The sequence below is a fragment of the Ideonella azotifigens genome (assembly GCF_021043325.1).
In the GTDB taxonomy this organism is placed as follows: Bacteria; Pseudomonadota; Gammaproteobacteria; order Burkholderiales; family Burkholderiaceae_C; genus Ideonella; species Ideonella azotifigens.
This window is the reverse complement of the sequence record NZ_JAJNKD010000001.1, coordinates 376601-400632: the sequence shown is the minus strand read 5'-3', so window position 1 is coordinate 400632 and position 24032 is coordinate 376601. Positions and strand designations below refer to the sequence as shown.

Annotated in this window: 25 protein-coding genes; 16 read left to right on the top strand and 9 right to left on the bottom strand. The window is 68.9% G+C overall.

Features of this window, described 5'->3' with window-relative positions; all coding sequences use genetic code 11:
* The first annotated feature begins 15 nt into the window (after positions 1 to 15).
* Entirely contained in the window at positions 16 to 702 is a 687-nt protein-coding gene (locus LRH25_RS01805) for a glutathione S-transferase family protein (RefSeq protein WP_141289998.1), read from the top strand.
* Positions 703 to 1015: 313 nt separating this feature from the next.
* On the opposite strand, the gene LRH25_RS01800 is transcribed toward LRH25_RS01805, so the two are convergent.
* Positions 1016 to 2074, bottom strand: coding sequence for a GlxA family transcriptional regulator (locus LRH25_RS01800; RefSeq protein WP_141289999.1), 1059 nt, complete (start codon positions 2072 to 2074; stop codon positions 1016 to 1018).
* Between the two features lie 101 nt (positions 2075 to 2175).
* On the opposite strand from LRH25_RS01800, the gene LRH25_RS01795 reads away from it, so the two are divergent.
* From LRH25_RS01795 to LRH25_RS01755, 9 genes are all read left to right on the top strand, one after another.
* Positions 2176 to 3042 carry an ABC transporter substrate-binding protein gene (locus LRH25_RS01795; protein WP_141290000.1) on the top strand — a complete coding sequence of 289 codons (867 nt, stop codon included), beginning with the start codon at positions 2176 to 2178 and terminating at the stop codon, positions 3040 to 3042.
* Between the two features lie 24 nt (positions 3043 to 3066).
* Positions 3067 to 3852 carry an amino acid ABC transporter ATP-binding protein gene (locus LRH25_RS01790; RefSeq protein WP_141290001.1) on the top strand — a complete coding sequence of 262 codons (786 nt, stop codon included), beginning with the start codon at positions 3067 to 3069 and terminating at the stop codon, positions 3850 to 3852.
* Positions 3853 to 3861: 9 nt separating this feature from the next.
* Complete coding sequence (locus LRH25_RS01785; RefSeq protein ID WP_231010069.1) at positions 3862 to 4548, top strand: amino acid ABC transporter permease; 687 nt, start codon at positions 3862 to 3864, stop codon at positions 4546 to 4548.
* Positions 4545 to 5231, top strand: coding sequence for an amino acid ABC transporter permease (locus LRH25_RS01780; RefSeq protein ID WP_231010068.1), 687 nt, complete (start codon positions 4545 to 4547; stop codon positions 5229 to 5231). Before LRH25_RS01785 ends, LRH25_RS01780 begins: the two co-directional genes overlap by 4 nt.
* Before the next feature lie 8 nt (positions 5232 to 5239).
* Entirely contained in the window at positions 5240 to 6655 is a 1416-nt protein-coding gene (locus tag LRH25_RS01775) for an amidase (protein ID WP_231010067.1), read from the top strand.
* The gene (locus LRH25_RS01770) at positions 6652 to 7866 is read left to right on the top strand and encodes a D-amino acid dehydrogenase (RefSeq protein WP_231010066.1); all 1215 of its coding nucleotides are present in this window, start codon (positions 6652 to 6654) and stop codon (positions 7864 to 7866) included. Before LRH25_RS01775 ends, LRH25_RS01770 begins: the two co-directional genes overlap by 4 nt.
* 65 nt (positions 7867 to 7931) lie before the next feature.
* The gene (locus LRH25_RS01765) at positions 7932 to 10028 is read left to right on the top strand and encodes a lytic transglycosylase domain-containing protein (protein ID WP_231010065.1); all 2097 of its coding nucleotides are present in this window, start codon (positions 7932 to 7934) and stop codon (positions 10026 to 10028) included.
* Positions 10025 to 11032 (top strand): complex I NDUFA9 subunit family protein, encoded by a 1008-nt coding sequence (locus LRH25_RS01760; RefSeq protein WP_141289135.1) that lies wholly within the window; start codon positions 10025 to 10027, stop codon positions 11030 to 11032. The genes LRH25_RS01765 and LRH25_RS01760 overlap by 4 nt, the downstream gene beginning before the upstream one ends.
* A 17-nt stretch (positions 11033 to 11049) precedes the next feature.
* Positions 11050 to 12291 (top strand): multifunctional CCA addition/repair protein, encoded by a 1242-nt coding sequence (locus LRH25_RS01755; protein WP_141289133.1) that lies wholly within the window; start codon positions 11050 to 11052, stop codon positions 12289 to 12291.
* A gap of 42 nt (positions 12292 to 12333) precedes the next feature.
* Here the strand turns inward: LRH25_RS01755 and LRH25_RS01750 are convergent, their stop codons facing one another.
* The 4 genes from LRH25_RS01750 to LRH25_RS01735 all read right to left on the bottom strand — a co-directional run bounded on the left by LRH25_RS01750 (position 12334) and on the right by LRH25_RS01735 (position 14745).
* The gene (locus tag LRH25_RS01750; protein ID WP_141289131.1) at positions 12334 to 12639 is read right to left on the bottom strand and encodes a hypothetical protein; all 306 of its coding nucleotides are present in this window, start codon (positions 12637 to 12639) and stop codon (positions 12334 to 12336) included.
* A gap of 140 nt (positions 12640 to 12779) precedes the next feature.
* Entirely contained in the window at positions 12780 to 13277 is a 498-nt protein-coding gene (locus LRH25_RS01745; protein ID WP_141289129.1) for a hypothetical protein, read from the bottom strand.
* A gap of 87 nt (positions 13278 to 13364) precedes the next feature.
* The gene (locus LRH25_RS01740) at positions 13365 to 13556 is read right to left on the bottom strand and encodes a DUF2905 domain-containing protein (RefSeq protein ID WP_141289127.1); all 192 of its coding nucleotides are present in this window, start codon (positions 13554 to 13556) and stop codon (positions 13365 to 13367) included.
* A 13-nt stretch (positions 13557 to 13569) separates the two neighbouring features.
* A complete protein-coding gene (locus LRH25_RS01735) occupies positions 13570 to 14745 on the bottom strand; it encodes a class I SAM-dependent methyltransferase (RefSeq protein WP_141289125.1) in 1176 nt (391 codons plus the stop codon).
* An 18-nt stretch (positions 14746 to 14763) separates the two neighbouring features.
* Between LRH25_RS01735 and LRH25_RS01730 the strand changes: the two genes are divergently transcribed.
* The 5 genes from LRH25_RS01730 (at position 14764) to glmU (ending at position 19227) form a co-directional block, all read left to right on the top strand.
* Entirely contained in the window at positions 14764 to 15624 is an 861-nt protein-coding gene (locus tag LRH25_RS01730; protein WP_231010064.1) for an SDR family oxidoreductase, read from the top strand.
* Positions 15625 to 15629: 5 nt separating this feature from the next.
* A complete protein-coding gene (locus LRH25_RS01725; protein WP_141291536.1) occupies positions 15630 to 16025 on the top strand; it encodes a dihydroneopterin aldolase in 396 nt (131 codons plus the stop codon).
* 6 nt (positions 16026 to 16031) lie between these two features.
* Positions 16032 to 17012 carry a tRNA 2-thiocytidine(32) synthetase TtcA gene (gene ttcA / locus LRH25_RS01720; RefSeq protein WP_141291537.1) on the top strand — a complete coding sequence of 327 codons (981 nt, stop codon included), beginning with the start codon at positions 16032 to 16034 and terminating at the stop codon, positions 17010 to 17012.
* A 129-nt stretch (positions 17013 to 17141) separates the two neighbouring features.
* Entirely contained in the window at positions 17142 to 17771 is a 630-nt protein-coding gene (locus LRH25_RS01715) for a DUF4136 domain-containing protein (RefSeq protein WP_231010063.1), read from the top strand.
* A 70-nt stretch (positions 17772 to 17841) separates the two neighbouring features.
* Positions 17842 to 19227, top strand: a complete 1386-nt coding sequence (gene glmU / locus LRH25_RS01710; RefSeq protein WP_141290600.1) for a bifunctional UDP-N-acetylglucosamine diphosphorylase/glucosamine-1-phosphate N-acetyltransferase GlmU — start codon at positions 17842 to 17844, stop codon at positions 19225 to 19227.
* On the opposite strand, the gene LRH25_RS01705 is transcribed toward glmU, so the two are convergent.
* Genes LRH25_RS01705 through tsaB form a run of 3 tightly spaced genes read right to left on the bottom strand, consistent with a single transcriptional unit; the run spans position 19224 to position 21365 of the window.
* Positions 19224 to 20072 (bottom strand): uracil-DNA glycosylase, encoded by an 849-nt coding sequence (locus LRH25_RS01705; RefSeq protein WP_141290598.1) that lies wholly within the window; start codon positions 20070 to 20072, stop codon positions 19224 to 19226. The two genes, glmU and LRH25_RS01705, sit on opposite strands and share 4 nt — an antisense overlap.
* A complete protein-coding gene (rimI, locus tag LRH25_RS01700; RefSeq protein WP_211361583.1) occupies positions 20059 to 20655 on the bottom strand; it encodes a ribosomal protein S18-alanine N-acetyltransferase in 597 nt (198 codons plus the stop codon). Before rimI ends, LRH25_RS01705 begins: the two co-directional genes overlap by 14 nt.
* Positions 20652 to 21365, bottom strand: coding sequence for a tRNA (adenosine(37)-N6)-threonylcarbamoyltransferase complex dimerization subunit type 1 TsaB (gene tsaB / locus LRH25_RS01695; protein WP_231010062.1), 714 nt, complete (start codon positions 21363 to 21365; stop codon positions 20652 to 20654). The genes rimI and tsaB overlap by 4 nt, the downstream gene beginning before the upstream one ends.
* Before the next feature lie 90 nt (positions 21366 to 21455).
* Here tsaB and dacB point away from each other — a divergent pair, with 90 nt between their 5' ends.
* Positions 21456 to 22922, top strand: a complete 1467-nt coding sequence (gene dacB, locus LRH25_RS01690; protein ID WP_231010061.1) for a D-alanyl-D-alanine carboxypeptidase/D-alanyl-D-alanine endopeptidase — start codon at positions 21456 to 21458, stop codon at positions 22920 to 22922.
* A 51-nt stretch (positions 22923 to 22973) separates the two neighbouring features.
* Here the strand turns inward: dacB and LRH25_RS01685 are convergent, their stop codons facing one another.
* Positions 22974 to 24011 (bottom strand): SGNH/GDSL hydrolase family protein, encoded by a 1038-nt coding sequence (locus LRH25_RS01685; RefSeq protein ID WP_141291691.1) that lies wholly within the window; start codon positions 24009 to 24011, stop codon positions 22974 to 22976.
* Between the last annotated feature and the right edge of the window lie 21 nt (positions 24012 to 24032).

Genomic DNA, 24032 nt, shown 5'->3' with positions numbered 1-24032 from the left:
CAACCACGCCTCGCCATGCAGCTCTACATCGACAACAAGAACTACTCGTCCTGGTCCATGCGCCCGTGGGTGCTGATGCGCCACTTCGGCATCCCGTTCGAAGAGGTCATGGTGCGCTTCGACAGCTTCGAGGCCGACTCCGCCTTCAAGGCCACCGTCAACGCCGTGGGCCCCACCGGCAAGGTGCCGCTGCTGGTCGACGAAGGCTTTGCCGTGTGGGACACGCTGGCCATCGCCGAATACCTGGCCGAAAAGTTTCCCACCCTGCCGCTGTGGCCAGTTGACCAGCGCCAGCGCGCTCGTGCCCGCAGCCTGTGCGCCGAGATGCACTCCGGCTTCGGTCACCTGCGCAACCATTGTTCGCAGAACCTCGAAGCCTCGCTGCCCGAAGTAGGCGCCCGGCTGATCGCCGAGCAGCCCGGCGTCGTGTCAGACCTGCAGCGCCTGCAAGCCATGTGGACCGAAGCCCTGGACCAATCCGGCGGCCCCTTCCTGTTCGGCAGCTTCGGCATCACCGACGCCTATTTCGCCCCTGTGGTGGGCCGCATCCGCACCTACGCGCTGCCCGTTTCCGACATCGTCAACGAGTACATCGCCAACGTGTGGGAGACGCCAGGTGTCGAGGCGTTTGTGGGTGAGGCGCTGGCGGAGAAGGACTTCCGGGAATTCGAAGAGCCATACCGGAAGTCGGCGGCGGGTTGAGTTCCTTCGTTCAGGTCGGCGCACGATCAGGTCGCCGGGGCGCATTCCTCCGCTCATGTCCTCCGCCCGGACTGCGTCCGAGCTCCCCCTTTACTTCGCTCCGAAACACGCCCCACCGCCCTGATCCGGCACGGTTCAGGCTGTTCAACCGGTGCGAGGTCCAAGCGCCGCCAGCCAGGGGCGTCGGGTGGTCGGCGCAGTGAAGTGAAGGAGGAGCTTGGACGAAGTCCAAGCGGAGGACATGAACGGAGCCGACCACCCGGCGGCCCTGGCCCACGCCAACCAAGGCGAAGCAAGAACCGAAAAGCAATCCTCAAACTTTGGCCACCAAAGCCGCCCGCAAGCGCCCCGGCGCCATGCCGTAGTGCTGCTGGAACAGGCGGATGAAATGTGCCGAGTCGGCGAAGCCGCTGTCGGCTGCAATCACGCTGATGGCCGCGTCCGTCGTCGTCAACAACCAGCGGCCGAACTTCAGGCGCGAGCGGCGATAGAACTCCGCGGGTGACAGGCCCGTCTCGGCGACGAACACCCGCTCCAGTTGCCGCCGGTTGCAGTCCACCAGCCGCGCGATCACGCCGATTTCCAGCGGCGTGGCGATGTTCTTTTCCATCAGCAGGATGGCCTGGCGCAGCTTGTCGTTGTCGGCACCGGCGTAGCCCAACGCGTGGCGGCGGGCGACGTGGGAGCTGGCGGCGCGGCGCGAGACGGTCATCTGGTGCACGACCTTGGCCGCGCGGTCGGCCCCGCAGTGGCGACGCACCAGCTCGGTGGCCAGCTCGATGATGGAAACGCCGCCGGCGCAGGTGATGCGGTCGCCGTCGACCAGGTAGTCGCCATGCGTGCTGTGCGGCAGCGCGGGGAACAGGCGCTGCCAGTCGGCCACGTGGAAGGGGTGCACGCAGGCAGTGTGGCCGTCCATCAGGCCGTGGTGCGCCAGCACGAAGCTGCCGGTGCAGATGCCTAGCAGCGGCACGCCCGAGGCCGCGGCCTGTTTCAGAAAGCGGACCTGCCGGCGGTCCGCCTTGTCCAGCTGCGGCAGCAGGCCGCCGATCACCGCGATGTAGTCGAACGTGGCTTCCGAGCCCAGCGACTGCTGCACCGGCACCTCGATGCCGCAGCTGGCCGCAATGCGCTCGCCAGGCGTGCCCAGGACCGTCCAGCTGCAGCGCAGCTGCTGGCTCTGGTCGCCGATGTCGGCCGCGTGGCGCAGCGCGTCGCACAGGCCGGCCAGCGACAGCAGCGGGAACTGCGGCCACAGCAGGATGCCGATGCGCAGTTCCACGCCGCCCGCGCCGGGTGCGTCCAGGCGCGCCACCAGGGCATCAGCGCCAGTGTCTGGTGCAGCTTTGACGGTTCGGGCGGCTTGTCGCATGCGTTCAATTCGGGGGGTTGCGCCTTCAATGCAAGAAGCAGGCGCGTTCCTAAAGTCGGCTTCGTTCAACCCACCCAAGTGTGTCTCCCAAGGAGTTGCCGATGACCCCGTTCTTGCCCCTGTTGCGCCGCCTGCTGCCTGCTGCACTGCTGTTGAGTGGCGCTTGCGCCTTTGCGCAAACGCCCGCCACCGTCGAGCCCGGCACGCTGACGATTGCCTTCACCGGCGACATGCCCGGCACCGGCTGGCAGGACGGCAAGATGATCGGCTACGACGGCGAGGTGCTGCAGCACGTGGCCGACACGCTGAAGCTGAAGGTCAAGCCGGCGCTGATGGAATGGTCCGGCACCATCGCCTCGGTGCAGGCCAAGCGCGTGGACCTGATGGCCGGCACCATGGGCTGGACCGAGCAGCGCTCGAAGATCATGCTGCTGAGCGACCCGATCCACTACTTCAAGAACGGCATCACCCAGGTCGACAAGACGAACTGGACCACACTGAAGGACCTGGAGAAGAAGAAGGTCGGCACCATCACCGGCTTCTCGTTCATCCCCGAGCTGCGCAAGATCCCCGGCCTGGAGCTGTCGCTCTACGACACCTCCGACGCCGCGGTGCGCGACATGCTGGCCGGCCGCATCGACGCGGTGATCGGCGATCCGCCGGTGATGCAGTACGCCATCTCGCGCAACCCGCAGTGGCACCTGCGCTTCAACGCCTTCAGCGACAACAACCCCGACTTCCCGCTGCTGACCGGCCTGGGCCAGGTGGTGATCGGCTTAAACAAGGATTCGCCCGAGCTGCTCGCGGCCGTGAACGCCGAAATCACCAAGCTCTGGCAGGGCTGCGAGCTGAAGAAGATCGGCACACGCTACGGCCTGGTGCAGGACGTCTGGTACATGCCGGTGGGCAAGAACTTTCGCGCCGGCGTGGACCGCCCGGCCGGCTGGCAGCTGCCCAGCTGCAAGTAAGCCCTGCCGCCGAAAGCTGCCGCGATGAACACCACCGCTCCCCCGCTGCTGCAGGTGCGCGACCTGCACAAGCGCTACGGCCCGCTGGACGTGCTCAAGGGCATTTCCTTCGACCTGCACAAGGGCGAGACGCTCTCGCTGATCGGCCCCAGCGGCTCGGGCAAGTCCACCTGCCTGCGCTGCCTGAACTTCCTGGAACGGCCCGACGGCGGCTCGGTGACGCTGGACCACCAGCGCATCGGCCAGCGCCAGGGCGGCAACGGCCAGTGGCGCTTCATGACCGACAGCGAACTGGCGCCGCAGCGCGCCGGCATCGCGATGGTGTTCCAGCTGTTCTATCTCTGGCCCCACCTCACGGTGCGGGACAACGTGGCGCTGGCGCCGATGAAGGCCATGGGCCTCAGCCGCGCCGAGGCCTACGAACGGGCAGACGCGATGCTGGCCAAGGTGCACCTGCACCACAAGGCCGGCGAATACCCCGAGCGGCTTTCCGGCGGCCAGCAGCAGCGCGTGGCGATTGCCCGCGCGCTGGCCCAGCAGCCGCAGCTGATCCTGTTCGACGAACCGACCTCGGCGCTGGACCCGGAGTTGGTCGGCGAGGTGCTGAACGTGATCCACGAACTGGCCGACGAAGGCCGCTCGATGATCCTGGTGACGCACGAGATCCGCTTCGCGCGCGAGACGGCCGACCGAGTCATCTTCATGGAAGGCGGTCACATCGTCGAGCAAGGCAGCGCGGGCGATGTGATCGACCGGCCGCAGGCGGTGCGCACGCGGCAGTTCCTCGGCCAGATGCTCACGGCAGCCTGAAGTCGAGACATGAACGCCCTCGACGCGCTCCCGTCCATCCTCGGCACGCTGGCGGCCGGCGCCTGGACCGCCGCGCGCATCGCCGCCGGCGCACTGGTCATCGCGCTGGCCGGCGGCCTCGCACTGGCGCTGCTGGTGCACGCCAGCAGCGGTGGCTCGCTGGCCGGCCGGCTGCTGCGCGGCCTGGTGGCGGCCCTCATCGAATGGGCGCGCAACGTGCCGGCGCTGGCGCACCTGTTCCTCTTGTACTTCGGCCTGGCCTCGGTCGGCCTGCGGCTCTCGCCAATGGCCGCGGCCATCCTCGGCCTGGGCGGCATTGGCGCGGCCACGCTGTGCGACGTGTTCGTCGCCGCGCTGAAGTCGCTGCACGTGGGCCAGCGCGAAGCGGCTTTGGCCGCGGGGCTCACGCCGAGGCAAACGCTGCGCTTCGTGCTGCTGCCGCAGATGCTGCGGCTGGTGATGCCGGCGCTGGCCAACTTCGCCAGCCAGCTGCTGAAGGACACCTCGCTGGCCTCGGCGATTGCCGCGCCCGAGATCATGTTCTTCGCCCGGCAGCTGGTCACCAGCACCTTCCAGACCCCGCTGATCTACGCCAGCGCGCTGGCGCTGTACGCCACGATGCTGCTGCCGCTGGGCTGGGCCTTGTCCCGCTTCGAAACCCGGCTGACCCGCAGCCGGCTGGAGGCCACGCCATGACCGAATTCTTCGCGCTGTATGCCGACCAGCTGGCCGACTGGCTGCCCCGGCTGCGCCAGGCCGCGCTGCTGACCATCGCGCTTTCGCTGCTCGGCTTTGCGCTGGCGCTGCTGCTGGGCGCCGGCTGGGTCGCGATGCAACGCAGCGGCCGGCCGTGGCCGCGCCGCGTGGCGCAGGCCGCCATCCAGGGCCTGCGCACCGTGCCGCTGCTGGCTTTGCTGCTGGCGCTGTATTTCGCGCTGCCGGCGCTGGGCCTGCGGCTTTCGGGCTTCTGGGCCGGCGTGCTGGGGCTGGGCTTGCACGGCTCAGCCTATGTGGCCGAGTTGCTGCGCGGCGGCCTGTCCGCGGTGCACCGTGGCCAGCGCGAAGCCGCGTTGGCGGCCGGGCTCACGCCGCTGCAGGCCTTGCGCTTTGTCGTGCTGCCGCAGGCACTGCGCGTGATGTTGCCGCCCCTCTTGAACAGCTACGTCGCGCTGCTGAAAGACAGCTCTCTGTGCGCACTGATCGCCACCGACGAACTGATGCTCACCGCCCGCGCCATCGCCAGCGAGTCCTTCCTGCCACTGCACATCTTCCTGCTGGTGGGCGCCTTCTACTTCGCCATCGCCTTCCCGCTGTCCATGGCCTCGCGGCTGCTGCAACAGCGCCTCTCTCGCGGCCGGCGCGGTCTGGGTGCAACATGACGCTTCCGATGAACCCCACACCCGTCCACGCCTCCATCGCCCAGCTCTCAGCCGCGCTGCGCGCCGGCCTGCTCACGAGCGAACAGCTGGTCCAGGCCCAGCTGGACCGCGCCCGGCGGCTGGACGGCCAGTTGCACGCCTTCATCGAGCTGTATGCCGACGAGGCGCTGGCCAGCGCGCGTGCGCTGGACGCGCTGCGCCGGGCAGGCACCACGCTGGGGCCGCTGCATGGCGTGACGGTCGCGGTGAAGGACCTGTTCGAAATCGAAGGCCGCCTCATCACCGGCGGTGCCAGCGCACTGCCGGCCCGGCGCTCCACGCTGGACGCGACGGTCGTGCGTCGCCTTCGCGCCGCCGGTGCGGTGCTGATCGGCAAGACCCACACCGTCGAACACGCGTTTGGCGGCTGGGGCACGAATGTGACCATGGGCACGCCGTGGAACCCCTGGGACCTGGCGACGCACCGCGTGCCGGGCGGCTCCAGCAGCGGCTCGGCCGTGGCCGTCTCGGCCGGCATGGCCAGCGCCGCGCTGGGCACGGACACGGGAGGATCGGTGCGCATTCCCGCGGGCCTGTGCGGCCTCACCGGCCTGAAGACCACGCACGGCCTGATCAGCCGCCACGGCCTGATCGAACTCTGCCCCACGCACGACACCATCGGCCCGCTGGCCCGCAGCGCCGAAGACGCCGCGCTGCTGCTGGACGCGATGGCCGGCCCGGACCCGGCCGACCCGGTCTCGCGCCTGTCGCCGGTGCGCCGCGTGGCCGGCGAACAGTTGCAACGCCCGGTGGCCGGCCTGCGCACGTGGGTGTTGCCGGCGGCGGAGCGTGAACACGTGTCACCCGAAGTGCTGGCTGGCTACGACGCCGCACTGCAGGCCTTTCAGCGCCTGGGCCTGCAACTGGTGGAACGCGCACTGCCGCAGCCGCTGGCCGAGGCGATGGCGCTGGCCGGCGAGCTGATGAGTGCCGAGGGCTATGCGCAGCTGGGCCCGCTGTACGAGCGCGAGGACCTCAATTGGGACCCCCACGTGCGCCGCCGCATCCTGCTCGGCCGCCAGACCAGCGCCGCGCGCTACCAGCAGCTGCTGAGGGCCCGCGCGCAGGCGATGGCCGCGATGACGGCGGCAATGGACGGCATCGATGTCTGCCTGTTCCCGACCAACGCGATCAGCGCGATTCCCGTGGCCGAGGTGGACGAACTCGCCACGCCGCTGTCGCGCCTGGGCCGCTTCGTCAACTGGCTGGACCTGTGCGCGCTGGCGCTGCCGGTGGGCCTGTCGCCGCAAGGGCTGCCGGTCTCGCTGCAGGTGATTGGCCGGCCGCTGGCAGAACCGCTGATCCTGCGCGTGGGCCACGCGTTCCAGCAGGCGACCGAATGGCACCTCGCCGTGCCACCGGGACTACAGGAGAGCGCCGCATGAAGGTTGGGGTGATCGGGGCCGGCCTGATCGGCTGCGCCACCGCCTATGCGCTGGCACGCGAAGGCCACGAGGTGCTGCTGCTGGACGCCGCGAGCGGCCCCGGCCAGGCCGCCAGCCGGGCCAATGGCGCGCAGCTGAGCTACAGCTACGTTGAACCGCTGGCCTCGCCCGGTACGCTGCGCGGCCTGCCCAGGCTGCTGCTGGACCCGGCCTCGCCGCTGCGCGTGCGCCCGGTGGCCGACTGGCGCCAATGGGCCTGGGGCCTGCAGTTCCTCGCGGCCTGCACCACGGCGCAGGTGCAGCGCGGCACGGTCGAGTTGCTGGCACTGGCGCGCATGAGCCGGCAGACGCTGGAAGCCTGGTTGGCGGAAGAAGCCTGGGACATCGCGTTTGCCCGCAACGGCAAGCTGGTGCTGTGCGCCAGCGAAGCCGGCCTGGCTGCGCAACGCCGTCAGATCGATTTTCAGGCCAGCCACGGCGCCGCACCGCAGCAGGTGCTGACAGCCGACGAATGCATTGCCCGCGAGCCGGCGCTGGCCGGTCAGGCCGGCCAAATGGTCGGCGGCGTGTGGACCGAAAGCGAATGCGTGGCCGATCCGTTTGCGCTGTGCCACGCACTGCTGGCCGGGCTGCTGCGGCTGGGCGGGCAAGCGCACTTCAACTGCACGGTCTCGGGCTTCGTCACCGCGAGCCGCAAAGTGCGGGCCGTGCGCAGTTCGCTGGGCGAGATCGAGGCGGACCACTGGGTGCTCGCCACCGGCAGCCAGAGCGCGCAGTTGGCCAAACCGCTGGGGTTGCGGCTGCCGGTGTGGCCGCTGAAGGGCTACAGCCTGACGCTGCCGCTGCTGCGCCCCGAGCGAGCGCCGCGGGCGAGCGTGACCGACCTGTCGCGCAAGACGGTGTTCGCACCGCTGGCCGGCCAGTTGCGCGTGGCGGCGATGGCCGAGCTGGGCGGCCACGGGCTGGACATTCCACCGCAGCGCGTGGCGCAGATGCTGGCCTCGGTCGAGGCGCTGTTCCCAGGCGCCTGCGACCTGGACCAGCCACGCCCTTGGGCCGGCCTGCGCCCGGCCACGCCCACCGGGTTGCCGCTGATCGGCGCGGTGCCGGCCTGGGACAACCTGCTGCTGAACACCGGCCACGGCGCGCTGGGGCTGACACTCGCGGCTGGAAGCGCAGCCCGTGTTTGCGAGTGGTTGAGGCGGCCCTGAAGCCCCTGCACCACGCCTGCCGAAGCGAGGGTTCGCCCACCCCCCTGCGGTACAGTGCCCGCACGATGCTTCGCGCCCTGTCCCGCCTGTTCCGAATACCTCATTCCCGCGCAGCTTCGCGCCCCTGGGCCAAGCTGCTGCTGATCGCCGCAAGCATCGCGGCGGCCATGGCCGTCCCGGCGGCCGCGCAGGACCGCGACGACGCCATCCGCCAGGCCCGCGACGCCTTTGTGAAGCGTGACCGGCTCAAGCTTTCCGCGCTGCGCCAGCAGGTGCTGGACAGCCGCCACCCGCTGGCGCCCTGGGTCGACTACTGGGAGCTGACTGGCCGGCTCAGCGAAGTGCGGGTGGACGAGGTGGAAGCCTTTTATGCACGCTGGCCGGGCAGCTATGTGGAAGACCGGCTGCGCAACGACTGGCTGCTGGAACTCGGCCGCCGCCGCGACTGGGCCAACTTCACCCGCGACCAGCCGCGTTTTCGCATGAACGACGATCGCGAGGTGACCTGCTACGCGCTGCTGGCCGAATACGCCGCAGGGCGCGACATCCGCGATGGCGCGCGTCGGGCCTGGATGGCCCAGACCAGCCCCGACGAGGGCTGCCAGGCCCTGGCGCAGACGCTGACCGACGCCAAGCTGCTGAGCGGCGACGACGCCTGGCGCAAGCTGCGCCACGCCGTGGAACACAACCGCCAGAAGCTGGCGCGCAACACCGCCAACCTGCTGGGCGACGACGTGGTCAAGCCGCTGGGCGAGATCTTCGACAACCCGGCCAAGTACCTGGCAAAGAAGGCCAGCGCGCGCAACGGCACGCATGCCTGGCTCAGCGCGCTGGCCATTGCTCGCTTGGCGTCTGGTGACGTGGATGTGGCCGCCAAGCAGTTGAACGAACGCTGGGGCACGATGCTGCCACCCGAGCAGGCCGCGTGGGCCTGGGCCATCGTCGCCCGGCAAGGCGCGCTGGGCCTTCACCCGGACAGCCTGGACTGGCAGAAGAAGGCCTTCTCCCTGCTGAAAAAGCGCGAGGCCGATCGCCCGGACTGGAGCGACGAAACCCTGGGCTGGATGACCCGCAGTGCGCTGCGCCTGGGCCAGGGCAGCGAGCGCTGGACACTGGCGCTGCGCGACATCGAGGCGATGGGCACGACCGAGCGCAACGAGCCGGTCTGGCAGTACTGGCGGGCCCGCGCGGTGATGGCGCTGGCCAAGCCCGGCGAGGCAGGCAATGTGGACCGGCAGGAAGCCCGCAAGCTGCTCGAAGCGCTGGCGCCGCAGCTGGGCTACTACGGCCAGCTGGCCTCGGAAGATCTGGGCGCCGTGCAGCCGCTGCCGCCGCGCCCGGCGCCGCTGACCGCACCGGAACGCCAGGCCGCGCAAAGCCACCCCGGCCTGCAGCGCGGGCTGATGGCGCTGGCCGCGGGACTGCGCTCCGAAGGCGCACGCGAATGGAATTTTTCGCTGATCGGCATGAGCGACCGCGAGCTGCTGGCCGCTTCGCAGCTGGCCTGCGAGCGCGAGGTGTGGGACCGCTGCATCAACAGCAGCGACCGCACCCGCGCCGAGTTCGACCTGAACCAGCGCTACCCGATGCCGCACCGCGAGCAGTTGCTGCCGCGCGCCAGCGAGATCGGGCTGGACCCGGCCTATGCCTACGGGCTGATCCGCCAGGAGTCGCGCTTCTACGTGGACGCGCGCTCGGCCGTCGGCGCATCCGGGCTGATGCAGGTCATGCCCTCGACCGCGAAGTGGACCGCGAAGAAGATTGGCCTGGACTATCGGCCCGACATGCTGAGCGACCGCGACACCAACCTTCGCCTGGGCACCGCCTACCTCAAGCTGGCGCTGGATGACTTCAGCGGCTCGCAGACGCTGGCCGCCGCGGCCTACAACGCGGGCCCAGGCAGGCCGCGCCGCTGGCGCGACGGCCCGGTGCTGGAAGCGGCGATCTGGACCGAGAACATCCCGTTCAACGAGACGCGCGACTATGTGAAGAAAGTGCTGTCCAACGCCACCTACTACGCCGGCCTGATGAGCGGCAAGCCCGCCTCGCTGAAGGCGCGCATGGGTGGCAGCATCGGCCCGCGCGACAGCAGCGTGCCCGAGCCGGCGCCGGACCTGCCTTCGCGCGTGGACCCCACAACAGGCGAAGGAGCCTCACGATGAACCAGGTGCTGATCCTCGGCGGCAGTGGCTTTGTCGGCCGCACGCTGTGCGAACTGCTGGTGCGCGGTGACGACTTTGCGGACGGCCGCTTCCACGAGGCCCTTGGCAACGCGCTGGGCCGCCGCGACACCGCGCTGCGCCTGGTGGTGCCCACTCGCCGGCGCGTCAACGCCCGCAACATCCTGCCGCTGCCGCTGGTCGACCTGCTGGAAGCCGATGTGCATGACGACAAGGCGCTGGACGGGCTGCTCCAGGGCTGCGACGCGGTGGTCAACCTGATCGCGAAGCTGCAGGGCAGCGAGGCCGAGCTGGATGCGGTGAACGCCAAGCTGCCGGCCCGTCTGGCCGCCGCCTGCCAGCGCACCGGCGTGAAGCGCGTGGTGCATGTCAGCGCACTGGGTGCGGCCTCCGATGCGCCTTCGCGTTACCTGCGCAGCAAGGCCAAGGGCGAGGCTGCGCTGCAAGGCAAGGGCCTGACAGTGACGGTGCTGCGCCCCTCGGTGATCTTCGGCGACGGCGACCACATCACGCCGCTGTTCGCCTCGCTGCAGCGCCGCTTCCCGGTCCTGCCGCTGGCCGGCGCACACGCGAAGATGCAGCCAGTGTGGGTGGGCGACGTGGCCGCGGCGATTACCAAGGTGCTGAGCTGGCCGGCCACGCAAGCTACGCCAACGGTGATCGAATGCGCTGGGCCGGAAGTCGTCACGCTGGGTGAACTGGCCCAGCAGGCCGGCTGGGCCGCGGGCCAGGCGCGGCCGGTGTGGGCGTTGCCCGGCCCGCTGGCCACGCTGCAGGCCATGCTGATGGAACTGGCCCCCGGCGAGCCGCTGCTGAGCCGAGACAACCTGGCCAGCCTCACCGTGCCCAACGTGGCGAGTGCAAACACGCCCGGCCTGGCCTCGCTGGGCATCGTGCCGCAGCCCATGTCAGCCATCCTGCCCGCCACCCTGGGTGCCGGCCAGCGCTGCGCCCGGCTGGACGGCTTTCGCGCCCGCCACCGCTGAAACAGGACGGCCCTCGCATGAAAGCCTACGTGGTGGGCGGCGCGGTGCGCGACGCGCTGCTGCAGCGTCCGGTCAACGACCGTGACTGGGTCGTCGTCGGCGCGACGCCGGCCGAAATGATCGCCGCCGGCTACACGCCCGTCGGCGCGGATTTCCCGGTCTTCCTGCACCCGCAAACGCACGAGGAATACGCGCTGGCCCGCACCGAGCGCAAGACCGCGCCGGGCTACAAGGGCTTTGTGTTCCACACCTCGCCCGAGGTCACGCTGGCCGAGGATCTGGCCCGGCGCGACCTGACGATCAACGCGATGGCGCGCGACGACGACGGCGCATTGGTCGACCCCTTCAACGGCCAGCGCGACCTGCAGCAGCGCGTGCTGCGCCACGTCGGCGAAGCCTTTGCCGAAGACCCCGTGCGCATCCTGCGCCTGGCCCGCTTCGCAGCCCGTTTCGACGACTTCACGGTCGCCCCCGAGACCGAGGCGCTGATGCAGCAGATGGTGACGGCCGGCGAGGTCGACGCGCTGGTGCCGGAGCGCGTGTGGCAGGAGGTCTCGCGCGGGCTGATGGAAAGCAAGCCCAGCCGCATGTTCGAGGTGCTGCGGCGCTGCGGCGCACTGGCCCGGCTGATGCCCGAGCTGGACCGGCTCTGGGGCGTGCCGCAGCCGCCTGCGCACCACCCCGAAGTGGACACCGGCGTTCACGTGATGCTGGTGCTGGACATGGCCGCGCAGATGGCCGCGCCGCTCACAGTGCGCTTCGCCTGCCTCTGCCACGACCTGGGCAAGGGCACCACGCCGCCCGAAGAATGGCCGCGCCACCTGGCCCACGAAGCCCGCAGCGAAGACCTGGCACGCGAACTGGCCCTGCGCCTGAAAGCGCCCACCGAGTGCAGCGAACTTGCCCAGCTGGTCGCCCGCGAACACACCAACATCCACCGCGCCACCGAATTCAACGCCCGCGCGCTGATGCGCCTGATCGAACGCAGCGACGCCTTCCGCCGTCCGCAACGCTTCAAGGAAGCGCTGCAAGCCTGCGAAGCCGACGCCCGCGGCCGCACCGGTTTCCAGGACCGGCCCTACCCCAGCGGCCCGCGACTGCTCAAGGCCGTCGATGCCGCAATGGCCCTGCCCACAAAGCCGATCGCCAGCGGTGCGATGGCCAAGGGCGCCCAGGGCCCAGCAGTTGCGGAGGCCATCCGCCTTGCGCGACTGCAAGCGGTGGCGCAAGCGTTAGATGAACATCTCGACGAAGGTTGACAGCTCGGTTGCGAACTCGCGTCAATCGCAAATGGCTGCAGGCTACGCATTGCCTCTCTTGAACCAGCGAAGGCTGCTCGGGAAGAGGAACAACACCGCCGCCAGTCCGAACACAACGCCTTGTCCAACGTAGATTGCCCGAAGCACCCCTGGGGGACTGGTCTCGTAGTACTGCATGCCCGCAACTGCCGTGAAGCCGAGAACGGCGAATGCCCACGGCAGTGAGCGCACCGCCTTGCGAACCAGGGCGTCAATCACCCACGCAGCGAGTGCGCCCGCCAACACAGTCAACACAAGGAGAGGCGTGCTGTGTTCTCCGTGTTTGATGTACAGGTCCGCGATGCCCATAAGTAAGCCTGCCACCCCAAGAAGTCCTGCGATTCTCGGAATCACGGGCGGTGGGCCAGGTGGCCTCCTCGGCACCTGACTCGGTTCCAGGTCGGTGACTTCTGCTTGCGGAGGTGAGTAGAGGTTCGGCTCGTTCACGGTCAGTTGCCCCCGCATTCCTTCGCAATCACCGGCGCCATGCGCGAATGCAGAGATCCAGACTTCTGCGCCTGTAGCAAGTCGTCAAAATGCGCAATGCGTGACTTCGGATCCTTGCTGACAAAGACTGCATAGGCCTTCAGCGTGCTCTCAACCCCCGCAACCTGCAACGATAGCTGGTCCCGAATGCCTGGATTCTGTATTTGGTACGCAAGGTTTCCGAACATCTGCTGGGCAAGCAGCACGGCACTGTTCGGAGGAGACTGACTTGGAACCGGTCCGAGAATTTCGCAAACCGTGATGCTGAAGTCTTTTGTCTCTTCTAGCCACTGCATCAGCCACTTTCGACTCTGTGCTGCCTCGACTCCGAGCGGATTCTTCTCCAGCGTGGCGACAAGTCTTACAACGCGCTCAGAATCTTTCTCTGGGCTTGAAGGGTCAGCGGCCAAAGCCAAGCCACTTGCCAGAATGAGCGAGATCAGTGAGACAAGGTTGCGCATGATTTGTTGGTGTGGCGGCGTGGCTTCTTGAGCAATTCCAGGGACGACGGCTTTGCTCTGGAGGCCGCATGGATGCAGAACCCGCCGTCACAACACCATCATCACACCCGACGCCACCAGGCTGAGCAGGATGCAACTCGCAAACGGCAGGAAAATTTGCCGGCCGAAGACGCGAAAGCGGACGTCGCCGGGCAGGCGGCCAAGGCCGAGTTTCTGCAGCCAGTCGCCGGCGCGGTTGAAGATCAGGCAGATCAGCAGCAGGACAATCAGCCAGCGCATGGGGTTCCCTGGCTCATAGCCGGTGCATGCGGTCGCCGTGGGCGAAGCCCAGCGGGTTGAACTGCAGGCCGGCGGTGGCGAAGGCGATGACCTTGAACAGCTCGCCCATCTCGTGTTCGGTGACCAGCTTCTGGCCCATGGCACGTTCGCGCAGCTCGGCGCCGGCCATCATCTCGGCGATGCCGCAGTTGAAGAGGAAATGCGCCTGGCTGGTGTAGCCGATCACGTCCAGTCCGGCTTGCTGGCCGGCCAGCGCGATGCCTGTGAAGTTGACGTGCGCGGTCAGGTCCTTCTCGCCCGGGTCGCCCAGCGGGTCGTGGTCGACCTGGTGCAGGCGGTGGGCGATGAGCGTGCCCTGGTGGCGCTGCAGGTGGTAGTACTCGGCCTCGGGGAAGCCGTAGTCCAGGAAAAACGCCGCGCCGCGCTGCAGGTGCTCGGCCAGGCTGCGCATGAAGGCCTCGGCCTGCGGGTGGATTTCGGTGACCATGCCGGGCAGCACGGCGCCGCCTTCCACGTCGATGAAAGGGATCGTCAGCTCGCTGGGCCGGTCGGCGAACAGGAGCTGGCCGGCTGCGCCCAGCGCCACGCCGCGCTCGTGCCAGCCACCTTCGGGCTGGCGCACCAGCAATTGCACCGGCATCGCGTCCAGCACCTCGTTGCCGACCACCACGCCTTGCATCGCGGCCGGCCATTCGCTGGCCCATGAGACCCGCTCGCCAAAGCGGGCGAGGCGCAGGGCCTGACGCTCGCGCAGCGTGCCGCTGAGGTCGATGATGGTGTAGCGCGTCAGCGGCTGGTCCAGCGCGTCCAGCGCGCTGATCAACTGCTCGGCCAGCGCGCCGGAGCCGGCGCCGAATTCGAAGACTTCCGTCGTGCCGCTCTCGCGCAAGGCCTGCGCGACCTGCACGGCCAGCGCTCGGCCGAACAGCGGCGTCAACTCCGGGGCGGTGACAAAGTCGCTGCCGCTTTGCGGCATCAGGCCGAACTTGCGGCTGCTGTTGGCGTAATAGCCCAGGCCGGGCTGGTACAAGGCCATGGCCATGTAGCGGTCAAACGGCAGCCAGCCGCCATTGGCCGCGATGGCCTGGGCGATCAGCGTCAGCAAGTCGGCAGACGCCGTGCCGGGCAAGGCCTCACCCGGCCGCTGTGCTGGCGGCACCGATACACTGTCGGGTTGGCTTTTTCGCATCGCGAGATTGTAGGTTCCATGGCTTCGCCCTCCTCCCTTGCTGCCTCACTGCCCGCTGGCGTGCGCCCGGTTTCGCTGGTCACCGGCGGCGCGCGGCGCATTGGCCGCGAGATCGCGCTGCACCTGGCGCGCCACGGACACGACCTGGCGCTGCACTGTCGGCAGTGGGGTGACGAGGCCGAGGTGACTGCAGCCGAACTGCGGGCGCTGGGTGCGCAGGTGACCGTGCTGCAGGCCGAGCTGGCGGACGAGGCCGAATGCAGGGCGCTGGTGCCGGACGCGGTGGCCCGCCTGGGCCGGCTGGACGCGGTGGTCAACAACGCTTCGCTGTTCGAATACGACGATGCCACCACGGCCAGTACCGCGCTGATGGCAAGCCACTGGGCCGCGAACACCGCCGCGCCGGTGCTGCTGGCGCAGGCACTGGCCGCGCATGTGAACGAGCGCGCAGCGACCGAAACCGCCGCGACGGGCTGCGTGGTCAACCTGCTGGACCAGAAGCTCTGGAACCCGAACCCGGACTATTTCTCGTACACGCTGAGCAAGGCCGCGCTGCGCGAGGCCACGGTCCTGCTGGCCCAGGCGCTGGCGCCGCGCGTGCGGGTGGTCGGCGTGGCGCCTGGCGTCACGCTGCTGTCGGGCCCGATGACCGAGGCCGAGCTGGCCCAGGCCAGCCGCATGACGCCGCTGCAGCGCTCGTCCAGCCCGGCCGACATTGCCCGCGCGGTGCTGTTCCTGATCGAGTCACCCGCCATCACCGGTACGACGCTGCTTGTGGACGGTGGCCAGCACCTGAGCGCACAGCCGCGTGACGTGCTGTTCCTGGCGCGGGCCCAGGGCGCCACCGCCGCCCTTCCCCTTTCTTCTTCGCAAAGCTGATCGCCATGTCGACCACTGCCCTGCTTCATCCGCGCCTGGCCGATTGCCGCCGGCTGTTCCTGCGCAACTACGAGGTGTGGATCAACATCGGCGTGCACGACTTCGAGAAGAAGGGCGAGCAGCGGGTGCTGTTCAACATCGAGCTGTTCGTGCCGCTGGCCATGTCCACGCCCAAGGACGACGAACTGCACGAGGTGCTGGACTACGACTTCATGCGCCGCAGCATCGCGCAGCGGGTTTCGCTGGGCCACATCCATCTGCAGGAGACCTTGTGCGACGAGGTGCTGGCGCTGATGCTCGCCCACCCCAGCGTGCGCGCCGCGCGGGTCTCGACCGAGAAGCCCGATGTCTACCCGGACTGCGATGCGGTGGGCGTCGAAGTCTTCGGCCTGAAGGATTGAGCTGCCATGAACGCTTCCGCTGACACCCAGGCCCTGCGCGCCGCCGAAGCTTTTGCCGCCGAGACGGCAGAAGCGGCCGAGGCCAACAAGAAGGCCAAGAAGGCCGCCTTCGAAGCCAACAAACTGAGCAAGCGCCTGCACCGCCAGGTCGGCCAGGCGATTGCCGACTTCAACATGATCGAGGACGGCGACAAGGTCATGGTCTGCCTGTCCGGCGGCAAGGACAGCTACGCCATGCTGGACATCCTGCTGAACATGCAGCAGCGTGCGCCGATCAAGTTCAGCATCGTTGCGGTGAACCTGGACCAGAAGCAGCCCGGCTTCCCGGAAGACGTGCTGCCCACCTACCTGAAAAGCCGCGGCGTGGACTTCCACATCGAGGAGCAGGACACCTATTCCATCGTCACCAACCTGATTCCCGAGGGCAAGACCATGTGCAGCCTGTGCTCGCGGCTGCGCCGCGGCATCCTGTACCGCGTGGCGAAGGAGCTGGGGGCCACGAAGATTGCGCTGGGCCACCACCGCGACGACATGGTGGTGACGATGCTGATGAACATGTTCTTCGGCTCGCGCCTGAAGGGCATGCCGCCCAAGCTGGTGAGCGACAACGGCGAGCACGTGGTGATCCGCCCGCTGGCCTACGTGGCCGAGACCGACCTGGAGAAGTGGGCCGTGCACCGCGCATTCCCCATCATCCCGTGCAGCCTGTGCGGCAGCCAGGACAACCTGCAGCGCGTGCAAATCAAGCAGATGATTCGCGACTGGGACAAGCAGTACCCCGGCCGCATCGACAACATGTTCACCGCGATGGGCAACATCTCGCTGTCGCACCTGATGGACCGCAAGCTGTTCCCGTTTGCCAGCATGCGCGCCACCGGCACGCCGGACCCGCAAGGCGACAAGGCCTTCGACGAGGACGAGGACTGCGGCGGCACATCCGGCGGCAGCGGCATTGCGGTACAAACCATCAAGCTGGACCTGGCCTGAGCCTCGCTGTCGTGTCGCTGTCCTGACTGCGCGCACGGCCTGGGCGTCTGTCAGCACGGCGCACGGCTGGTTCGTTAGCCAGATTACGGGGCGCTGAAGCTTTGCAGCGCCAATTTCGAGGAGATCACCGTGCAAGCAGTTTCCAGAACTTCCACTTCCAACCGCCGCCGCGTGCTGGGTGCCACCGCGGCAGCCTTGGCCGCCGTCACGCTGGCCGGCTGTGCCGGCTGGAACATGCTGACCAGCCAGGTCACCACTTTCGGCACCTGGCCGGCCGAGCGCCAGCCCGGCAGCTTCGCCTTCGACCGGCTGCCCTCGCAGCAGGCGCATGCCAAGGACCAGGATGCCGTCGAGCAGATGGCACTGCCGGGGCTGACCGCCGCCGGCTTCGTGCCCGCCGCGCCCGGCACCCAGGCCGACGTGCTGGTGCAGATCGGCGCCCGCTTCGACCGCCAGGACCGTTCGCCCTGGGACGACCCGCTGTGGGTGCGCCCCTGGGGCCCGCGCTGGGTCGGCACGCCCTGGGCCGGCCCGTTCTGGCGCGACTACGCGCTGCGCAACCCTGGCTACAGCCGCGAGGTGGCCGTGCTGATCCGCGACCGCAGCAGCGGCGAGGCGCTGTACGAGGCGCGCGCATCGAGCGACGGCACCACGCAGGGCGGCACCGCCATCTTCACGGCGATGTTCAGCGCTGCGCTGAAGGGCTTCCCGGCGGTGCAGAGCGAACCGCATGACGTGACCGCCGGCTTGCCAGGCTGACACCTCAGACACCGCAGCCAACGGCACCCTCGGGTGCCGTTTCGCTTTCTGCGCCGCCGATAATCGCGGCATGAACCTGAACGTCGTGATCATGGCCGCGGGCAAAGGCACCCGCATGCGCTCCGCGCTGCCCAAGGTGCTGCACAAGTTGGCCGGCCTGCCCTTGCTGCAGCATGTGCTGCGCAGCAGCGCCGAGTTGCAGGCGCAGCGCACGGTGCTGGTCACAGGCCACGGCGCCGAGGCGGTCGAGGCCACGGTCGGCGCTGACGTGCGCTGCGTGCGCCAGATGCCGCAGTTGGGCACCGGCCATGCGGTGCAGCAGGCGGTGCCGGCACTGGACGACACAGCCGGCACCACGCTGATCCTCAATGGCGACGTGCCGCTGATCCGCCCGGCCACCGCGAGGGCGCTGGCCGAGGCCTGTGCCGAAACGAAGCTGGCGCTGCTGACGGTGACGCTGGCCGACGCGACCGGCTACGGTCGCATCGTGCGCAGTGCCGATGGTCAGCAGATCCTCGCCATCGTCGAGCACAAGGATGCGAGCGACGCGCAGCGCCAGATCCGCGAGGTCTACACCGGCATGATGGCGGCGCCCACCGCGGCGCTGAAGCGCTGGGTGGCCGCGCTGAAGAACGACAACGCGCAGCAGGAGTTCTACCTGACCGACATCGTCGCGATGGCCGTCTCCGAGGGCGTGCCAGTGGTCAGCGCACAGCCGGCCGACGAGACCGAGGTGCTGGGCGTCAACAGCCCTTTGCAACTGGCCGAACTGGAGCGCCGGCTGCAGCGCCGCCACGCGGAAGCGCAGATGGAAGCCGGCGTTCGCCTGGCCGACCCGGCGCGCTTCGACCAGCGCGGCCTGCTGAGCTGCGGGCAGGACGTGGAAATCGATGTGAACTGCATCTTCGAAGGCTCGGTGACGCTGGGTGACGGCGTGCAGGTCGGTGCGAACTGCGTGATCCGCAACGCGACCATCGCCGCCGGCGCGCAGATCCGCCCGTTCACCCACATCGACGGCGAAGCCGATGGCGTGACCGTGGGCGAAGGTTCGCTGATCGGCCCGTTTGCGCGGCTGCGGCCGGGTGCGGTGCTGGGCCGCGAAGTGCACATCGGCAACTTCGTCGAAGTGAAGAATTCGACGCTGGCCGACGGCGCCAAGGCCAACCACCTGGCCTACCTGGGCGACGCGACCGTGGGCGCACGCGTGAACTATGGCGCCGGCAGCATCACCGCCAACTACGACGGCGCGAACAAGCACCGCACGGTGATTGGCGACGATGTGCACGTGGGCTCGAACTGCGTGCTGATCGCGCCCATCACGCTGGGCGCCGGCGGCACGATTGGCGGCGGCTCCACGATCAGCAAGAACACCCCGGAAAACCAGCTCACCGTGTCCCGCGCCAAGCAGCTCAGCCTGCCGAACTGGACCCGGCCGGTGAAGGTGAAAAAGCCCTAGGTGCCAGCCTGGGTGCTGGTCAACTGCCGGCGGTAAACCGACATCGCCAGGCACAGGTCTTCCCAGGTCTTGGCCTTCTCGGTCAGCTGGCGCAGCAGGTAGGCCGGATGGTAGGTGACGATGACCGGTACGCCGGCATGCTGGTGCACCTTGCCGCGCAGCTTGCCGACCGATTCATCGGTGCCCAGCAACTGCTGGATCGCGAAGCGGCCCATGGCCAGGATCAGCTTGGGCTGCACCAGCGCGATCTGGCGCGACAGGAAGGGCGAACACTGCGCGAGCTCTTCGGGCAGCGGATTGCGGTTGCGCGGCGGCCGGCATTTCAGCGTGTTGGCAATGAAGACCTGCTGCGCCGCCTCGCCGTCCTGGCGGGTCAGGCCCACGGCCTTCAGCATCTGGTCCAGCAACTGACCGGCCGCGCCGACAAAAGGCTCGCCCTGCCGGTCTTCCTGCTCGCCCGGCGCCTCACCGACGATCATCCAGTGCGCGTTCGGATGGCCGACGCCGAAGACCGTCTGCGTGCGGCTTTCGCACAGACTGCAGGCGATGCAACCAGCCACCGCTTCGCGCAACGCCGGCCAGTCCATGTTGGCGACGGGGCTGTCGCTGCGCGGCAAGGCCACAGGCGCTGGCGTCGCGGGCCGAGCCACAGGTGAAGAGGCGGAGGGAGCTGCCTGCACTTGCGCGACGGGCGCCGGCCGCTCAATCACCTCGGCGGGCGGCAGCGCCGGGGCTGGTGCTGGGGCTGGCGGCGTGTCCAGCAACAGTTCTGCAGCAGGCGGCGGCGCCCAGACCTTCAGGCCCATGCCGCGCAGCAGCGCCTGCTGGCGTTCAGACCAGGTCATGTGAATCCTCAGCACCACCGAGCTGGGCTGGCAGCAGGCCGGGCGACTGCAGCGCGGCACGCATCACCACCGCGTCTTCCCGCAAGCCCTGTCCTGCCGGGTAATAGGCCTTGCGGCGGCCGACTTCGGTGAAGCCGCTGAAGGCATAGAGCCGGCGCGCGCGTTGGTTGCTGTCGCGCACTTCCAGCCACAGCGTTTGCGCGCCTTGGCCCCAAGCCTGCGCGGCCAGGTGCGCCAGCAGTCGCCGCGCATGGCCCCGGCCTTGTGCCGCAGGTGCGACGGTGATGTTGAGCAAGTGCGCTTCCTCGACGCCAGGCATGGCGACGTAATAGCCCAGGCAGCCGGGCTGGCGCTCGGCGCGGCGGGTGCCGGACGCTGGTGGTTCGATCAGCAGCCAGGCGGCATAACCCGCGGCCAGCGAGTCGGTGAAATTGCCACGGCTCCATGGGAAGCTGTAGGCCTGCTGCTCCAGGTGGCAGACCAGGTCCAGGTCGGCCAGGGTCATCGCGCGCAGCGCCAGCCCGCCCAGCGCGGGCCAGGGCGCCACGCCGCAGGGTTCGGTCGCCTGCGGACGTGCGCTCATGCCTGGCTGGCCTTCAAGGCTTCGCGCTCGGCCGTGGTCAGCGCCACCTTGTCGCGCACATAGACCGGCAGGGCCTGCTCGGGCGGCACCGCCGCACCCTCGGCCCACGCCGCGCAGGCCAGCCGCAACAGCGCGGCAGCCCGGTCGACCTGCTGAGGCCAGCTTTGCGCACCTGCGGGCAGCGGCAGGCGTTCGCCGAAGGCCTGCATCGCGTTCCCGGCAACATGGCGCGGCGGCTGGGCGGCCCAGCGCAGCTGCAAGGTTTCGAGGTCATGCAGCGCAGGCGCATGCAGCGTGGCCCAGCGCCGGCCATCGTGCTGGTAGGCGGCGGCGTAGACCTCGTCCATGCGCGCATCCATCGCGACCCAGAGGATTTCGCGCGCAGTGGCAGCGCCCTGGCTGCGGGCGTCCTCGGCGACGATCAGCAGGCTGTCGATGCACAGCGCGGGTTTGCCTGCGCCAAAGGCCAGGCCTTGGGTGACCGAGACCGCCGTGCGCAAGCCGGTGAAGGCGCCGGGACCCTGGCCACAGGCAATCGCGTCGAGCTCGGTTATCGTCAAACCGGCCTTGGCCAGCAGCGACAGCACCAGCGGGATCAGCGTGGCTGAGGCCGCCGCGCCACCGATTTCGTTGCGCGTCAGGACCAGATCGCCATGGCACAGCGCCACGGCCATCTGCTCGGTGGCGGTGTCCAGCGCCAGCAGATTCATGGGGTTTGCGGGCCGCGCGCTGACGGACCGGACGAAGGAGAAGACGAAGCAACGCGCATCGCGGAAGTGTAGCCGTGCGATCATTTCCGCATGCATTTCCCACTCCCTCGCCACCGGCGCAGGACTGCCCTGGCGGCGCTGCTGATCGCGGCGCTGGCGCCGGTCGCCCAAGGCGCGGAGGTCCAGGCCTTGCCGGCCGGCGTGCAAGCCGCGCTGCAGCGCGCCAAGCTGCCCGACAGCGCGCTGTCCGCCGTCGTGCAGGAGGTGCGCAACGGGCCAGAGCCCGGCGTGCCGCTGCTGCGCTGGAACGAGGCCCAGCCGGTCAACCCGGCCTCGGTCTTCAAGCTGCTGACCACCTTCGCCGCACTGGACCTGCTGGGCCCTGCATGGACCTGGAGCACCCCGGTCTACTTCGGTGGCCCGGTGCGCGACGGCGTGCTCGAAGGCTCGCTGTACCTGCGTGGCAGCGGTGACCCGACGCTGGTGATAGAGCGCGTGTGGCTGATGCTGCGCCATCTGCAGCAGCTCGGCGTGCGCGAGATTCGCGGCGACATCGTGCTGGACCGCGGCGCCTGGAGCCTGCCGGCCAGCTCGCCAGCTGATTTCGATGGCGAATCCGCCCGCCCCTACAACGTCCGGCCCGACCCACTGCTGCTGAATCTGAAGGCCTTCACGCTGACGCTGCGGCCTGACCCGGCGCGCGGCATCGCCAGCGTCAGCATGGAGCCGCTGCTGGCCGGCGTGGCGGCCGACACCAGCGTGCCGCTGGCAGCCGGCCCTTGCGAGGACTGGCGCACGGCGCTGAAGCCGGACTGGAGCGACCCCGGCAAGGTGCGGCTGACCGGCCGCTACCCGGCCAGCTGCGGCGAACAGCCCTGGCCCGTCGCCTACAGCGACCCGGCCAGCTTCAACGCGCGGCTGCTGGCGCAGACCTGGTTCGAGTTGGGCGGCCGGCTGGGCGGCAAGGTGCTGGACGGCGCGGTGCCCGCAGGGCTGAAGCCGGCCTGGGAGCAACGCTCGCCGCCGCTGGCCGAGGTGGTGCGCGACATCAACAAGTTCAGCAACAACGTGATGGCTGAGCAGCTGTTCCTCAGCCTGCCCGGTGCTACCCGGGCCGACGCCAACCTGAGCGGCTCGCGGCCGGAAGATGCCCGCGCGCTGCTGCAGCGCTGGCTGCAGGCGCGGCTGGGCGACGCGGCGCAACGCGAAGTCGTGGTGGCCAATGGCTCCGGGCTGTCACGCGACAGCCGGGTCAGCGCCCAGGCCCTGGCCCAGTTGCTGGCCCAGGCCTGGCAAAGCCCGGTGATGCCGGAGCTGATTTCGTCGCTGCCGGTCAGCGGCATGGACGGCACGCTGCGCCGCTCTGTCACCACGCTGGGCCGCGCCCACCTGAAGACCGGCTCGCTGCGCGACGTGAACGCCGTCGCCGGCTTTGTGCTGTCCAACAGCGGCCGGCGCTACGTGGTGGTGGCCATCCTCAACCACCCGCTGGCAGGCGCCGGGCGGCCGGTGCTGGATGCACTGGCGCAATGGGCGATTGACGATGCGAAGCGCTGAAAGACAAACGCCGCCCTGAAGGCGGCACTTGCGAGCTCAGGCAAGGCCCGATCAGAACGGGTTGTTCACGGCGCGCGAAATGGCGGCGTTGCCGAGCTGTGCCTGTGCCAACGGAGCGATCAGCCGCAGGCCATCGGCCCACAGGTTCTTGGTCGCTGCGGTGTCGGAGGTCACGGTCGCCGTTGTGCAAGTGCCCAGCGCATCGCCGCCGTCCAGGTAGCCATCGGCGTCGGCATCCACCCCGTTGATGGTCTCGACATGGTCCTCGTTGCAGGCCAGGTCCGAGGTGTTGTAGCCGCCGTAGCGGTCCAGGTTGGCGACGATGTCGTTCAGCGACAGCAGGCCGATCTTGGTGCCATCGTTGATCAGCGCCAAACGCAGGCCGGTATTGAAGGCCTCGCTCATGCTGGTCATGGTCTTCGCCTCGGCCGAGCCCTGCGACAGCGCCCAGGGACTCAGGCCCACGTCGAAGATCTGGCTCACCAGCACCCGCGGCCCCAGGCCGGCCAGCTTGTTCACCAGCGCACCGACCTGCGCGCCGCGGTTCTGGGCTTCGGCGACCTTCTCGCCTTCGGCGCTGAAGTTCAGGTTGTCCTTGAAGATCTCGACAATGTCGTTGACGCCGACCAGCACCGTGATCAGGTCCTTGTTGTTCAGAGGGTCGTGCACGATGTTGGCCTGGAAGGCATCGACCTGCGGTTCCAGCGTGCGAACCGTGGCGCCATAGTGGGCCAGCATGTAGGCCTGAAGCTGATCTTCACTCAGCGCACTGGGATTGCATTCCTTGAAGGCAAGTCCGAACTGGGCAGCCAATCGCTGTACCCAGATTTCCTGAACGGTGAGATTGCAGGCGATGGTGCCGTTGGTCGTGTCGCCGGTGTTCAAACCGTTCATCGCGAAGTTGTAGCCGTTGCCATTGTTGTCGCGGTCCACCAGCGCACTGATCTCGTCGCCCAGCACGATCAGGCGCGCCGGACGGAACTCGTCCACACGAGAAGTGCTGCCACCGCAGGCGGCCAGCAGGCCGGCCGACAGCAGCGCGGCACCCAGGCCACGCAGCAGTTGGCGGGCGGGAAACAAAAACGTCATCATGGCTCCAGTGTCATTCAA

Coding starts and splice junctions, on each gene's coding strand:
- LRH25_RS01755 (WP_141289133.1), top strand. CDS start 11,050: ATGAAAGCCTACGTGGTGGGCGGCGCGGTGCGCGACGCGCTGCTGCAG.
- dacB (WP_231010061.1), top strand. CDS start 21,456: ATGCATTTCCCACTCCCTCGCCACCGGCGCAGGACTGCCCTGGCGGCG.
- LRH25_RS01685 (WP_141291691.1), bottom strand. CDS start 24,011: ATGACGTTTTTGTTTCCCGCCCGCCAACTGCTGCGTGGCCTGGGTGCC.
- LRH25_RS01740 (WP_141289127.1), bottom strand. CDS start 13,556: ATGCGCTGGCTGATTGTCCTGCTGCTGATCTGCCTGATCTTCAACCGC.
- LRH25_RS01800 (WP_141289999.1), bottom strand. CDS start 2,074: ATGCGACAAGCCGCCCGAACCGTCAAAGCTGCACCAGACACTGGCGCT.
- LRH25_RS01790 (WP_141290001.1), top strand. CDS start 3,067: ATGAACACCACCGCTCCCCCGCTGCTGCAGGTGCGCGACCTGCACAAG.
- LRH25_RS01735 (WP_141289125.1), bottom strand. CDS start 14,745: ATGCGAAAAAGCCAACCCGACAGTGTATCGGTGCCGCCAGCACAGCGG.
- LRH25_RS01795 (WP_141290000.1), top strand. CDS start 2,176: ATGACCCCGTTCTTGCCCCTGTTGCGCCGCCTGCTGCCTGCTGCACTG.
- LRH25_RS01760 (WP_141289135.1), top strand. CDS start 10,025: ATGAACCAGGTGCTGATCCTCGGCGGCAGTGGCTTTGTCGGCCGCACG.
- rimI (WP_211361583.1), bottom strand. CDS start 20,655: ATGAGCGCACGTCCGCAGGCGACCGAACCCTGCGGCGTGGCGCCCTGG.
- LRH25_RS01725 (WP_141291536.1), top strand. CDS start 15,630: ATGTCGACCACTGCCCTGCTTCATCCGCGCCTGGCCGATTGCCGCCGG.
- LRH25_RS01780 (WP_231010068.1), top strand. CDS start 4,545: ATGACCGAATTCTTCGCGCTGTATGCCGACCAGCTGGCCGACTGGCTG.
- glmU (WP_141290600.1), top strand. CDS start 17,842: ATGAACCTGAACGTCGTGATCATGGCCGCGGGCAAAGGCACCCGCATG.
- LRH25_RS01745 (WP_141289129.1), bottom strand. CDS start 13,277: ATGCGCAACCTTGTCTCACTGATCTCGCTCATTCTGGCAAGTGGCTTG.
- LRH25_RS01765 (WP_231010065.1), top strand. CDS start 7,932: ATGCTTCGCGCCCTGTCCCGCCTGTTCCGAATACCTCATTCCCGCGCA.
- LRH25_RS01730 (WP_231010064.1), top strand. CDS start 14,764: ATGGCTTCGCCCTCCTCCCTTGCTGCCTCACTGCCCGCTGGCGTGCGC.
- LRH25_RS01750 (WP_141289131.1), bottom strand. CDS start 12,639: ATGGGCATCGCGGACCTGTACATCAAACACGGAGAACACAGCACGCCT.
- LRH25_RS01775 (WP_231010067.1), top strand. CDS start 5,240: ATGAACCCCACACCCGTCCACGCCTCCATCGCCCAGCTCTCAGCCGCG.
- LRH25_RS01705 (WP_141290598.1), bottom strand. CDS start 20,072: ATGACCTGGTCTGAACGCCAGCAGGCGCTGCTGCGCGGCATGGGCCTG.
- LRH25_RS01770 (WP_231010066.1), top strand. CDS start 6,652: ATGAAGGTTGGGGTGATCGGGGCCGGCCTGATCGGCTGCGCCACCGCC.
- LRH25_RS01785 (WP_231010069.1), top strand. CDS start 3,862: ATGAACGCCCTCGACGCGCTCCCGTCCATCCTCGGCACGCTGGCGGCC.
- LRH25_RS01805 (WP_141289998.1), top strand. CDS start 16: ATGCAGCTCTACATCGACAACAAGAACTACTCGTCCTGGTCCATGCGC.
- ttcA (WP_141291537.1), top strand. CDS start 16,032: ATGAACGCTTCCGCTGACACCCAGGCCCTGCGCGCCGCCGAAGCTTTT.
- tsaB (WP_231010062.1), bottom strand. CDS start 21,365: ATGAATCTGCTGGCGCTGGACACCGCCACCGAGCAGATGGCCGTGGCG.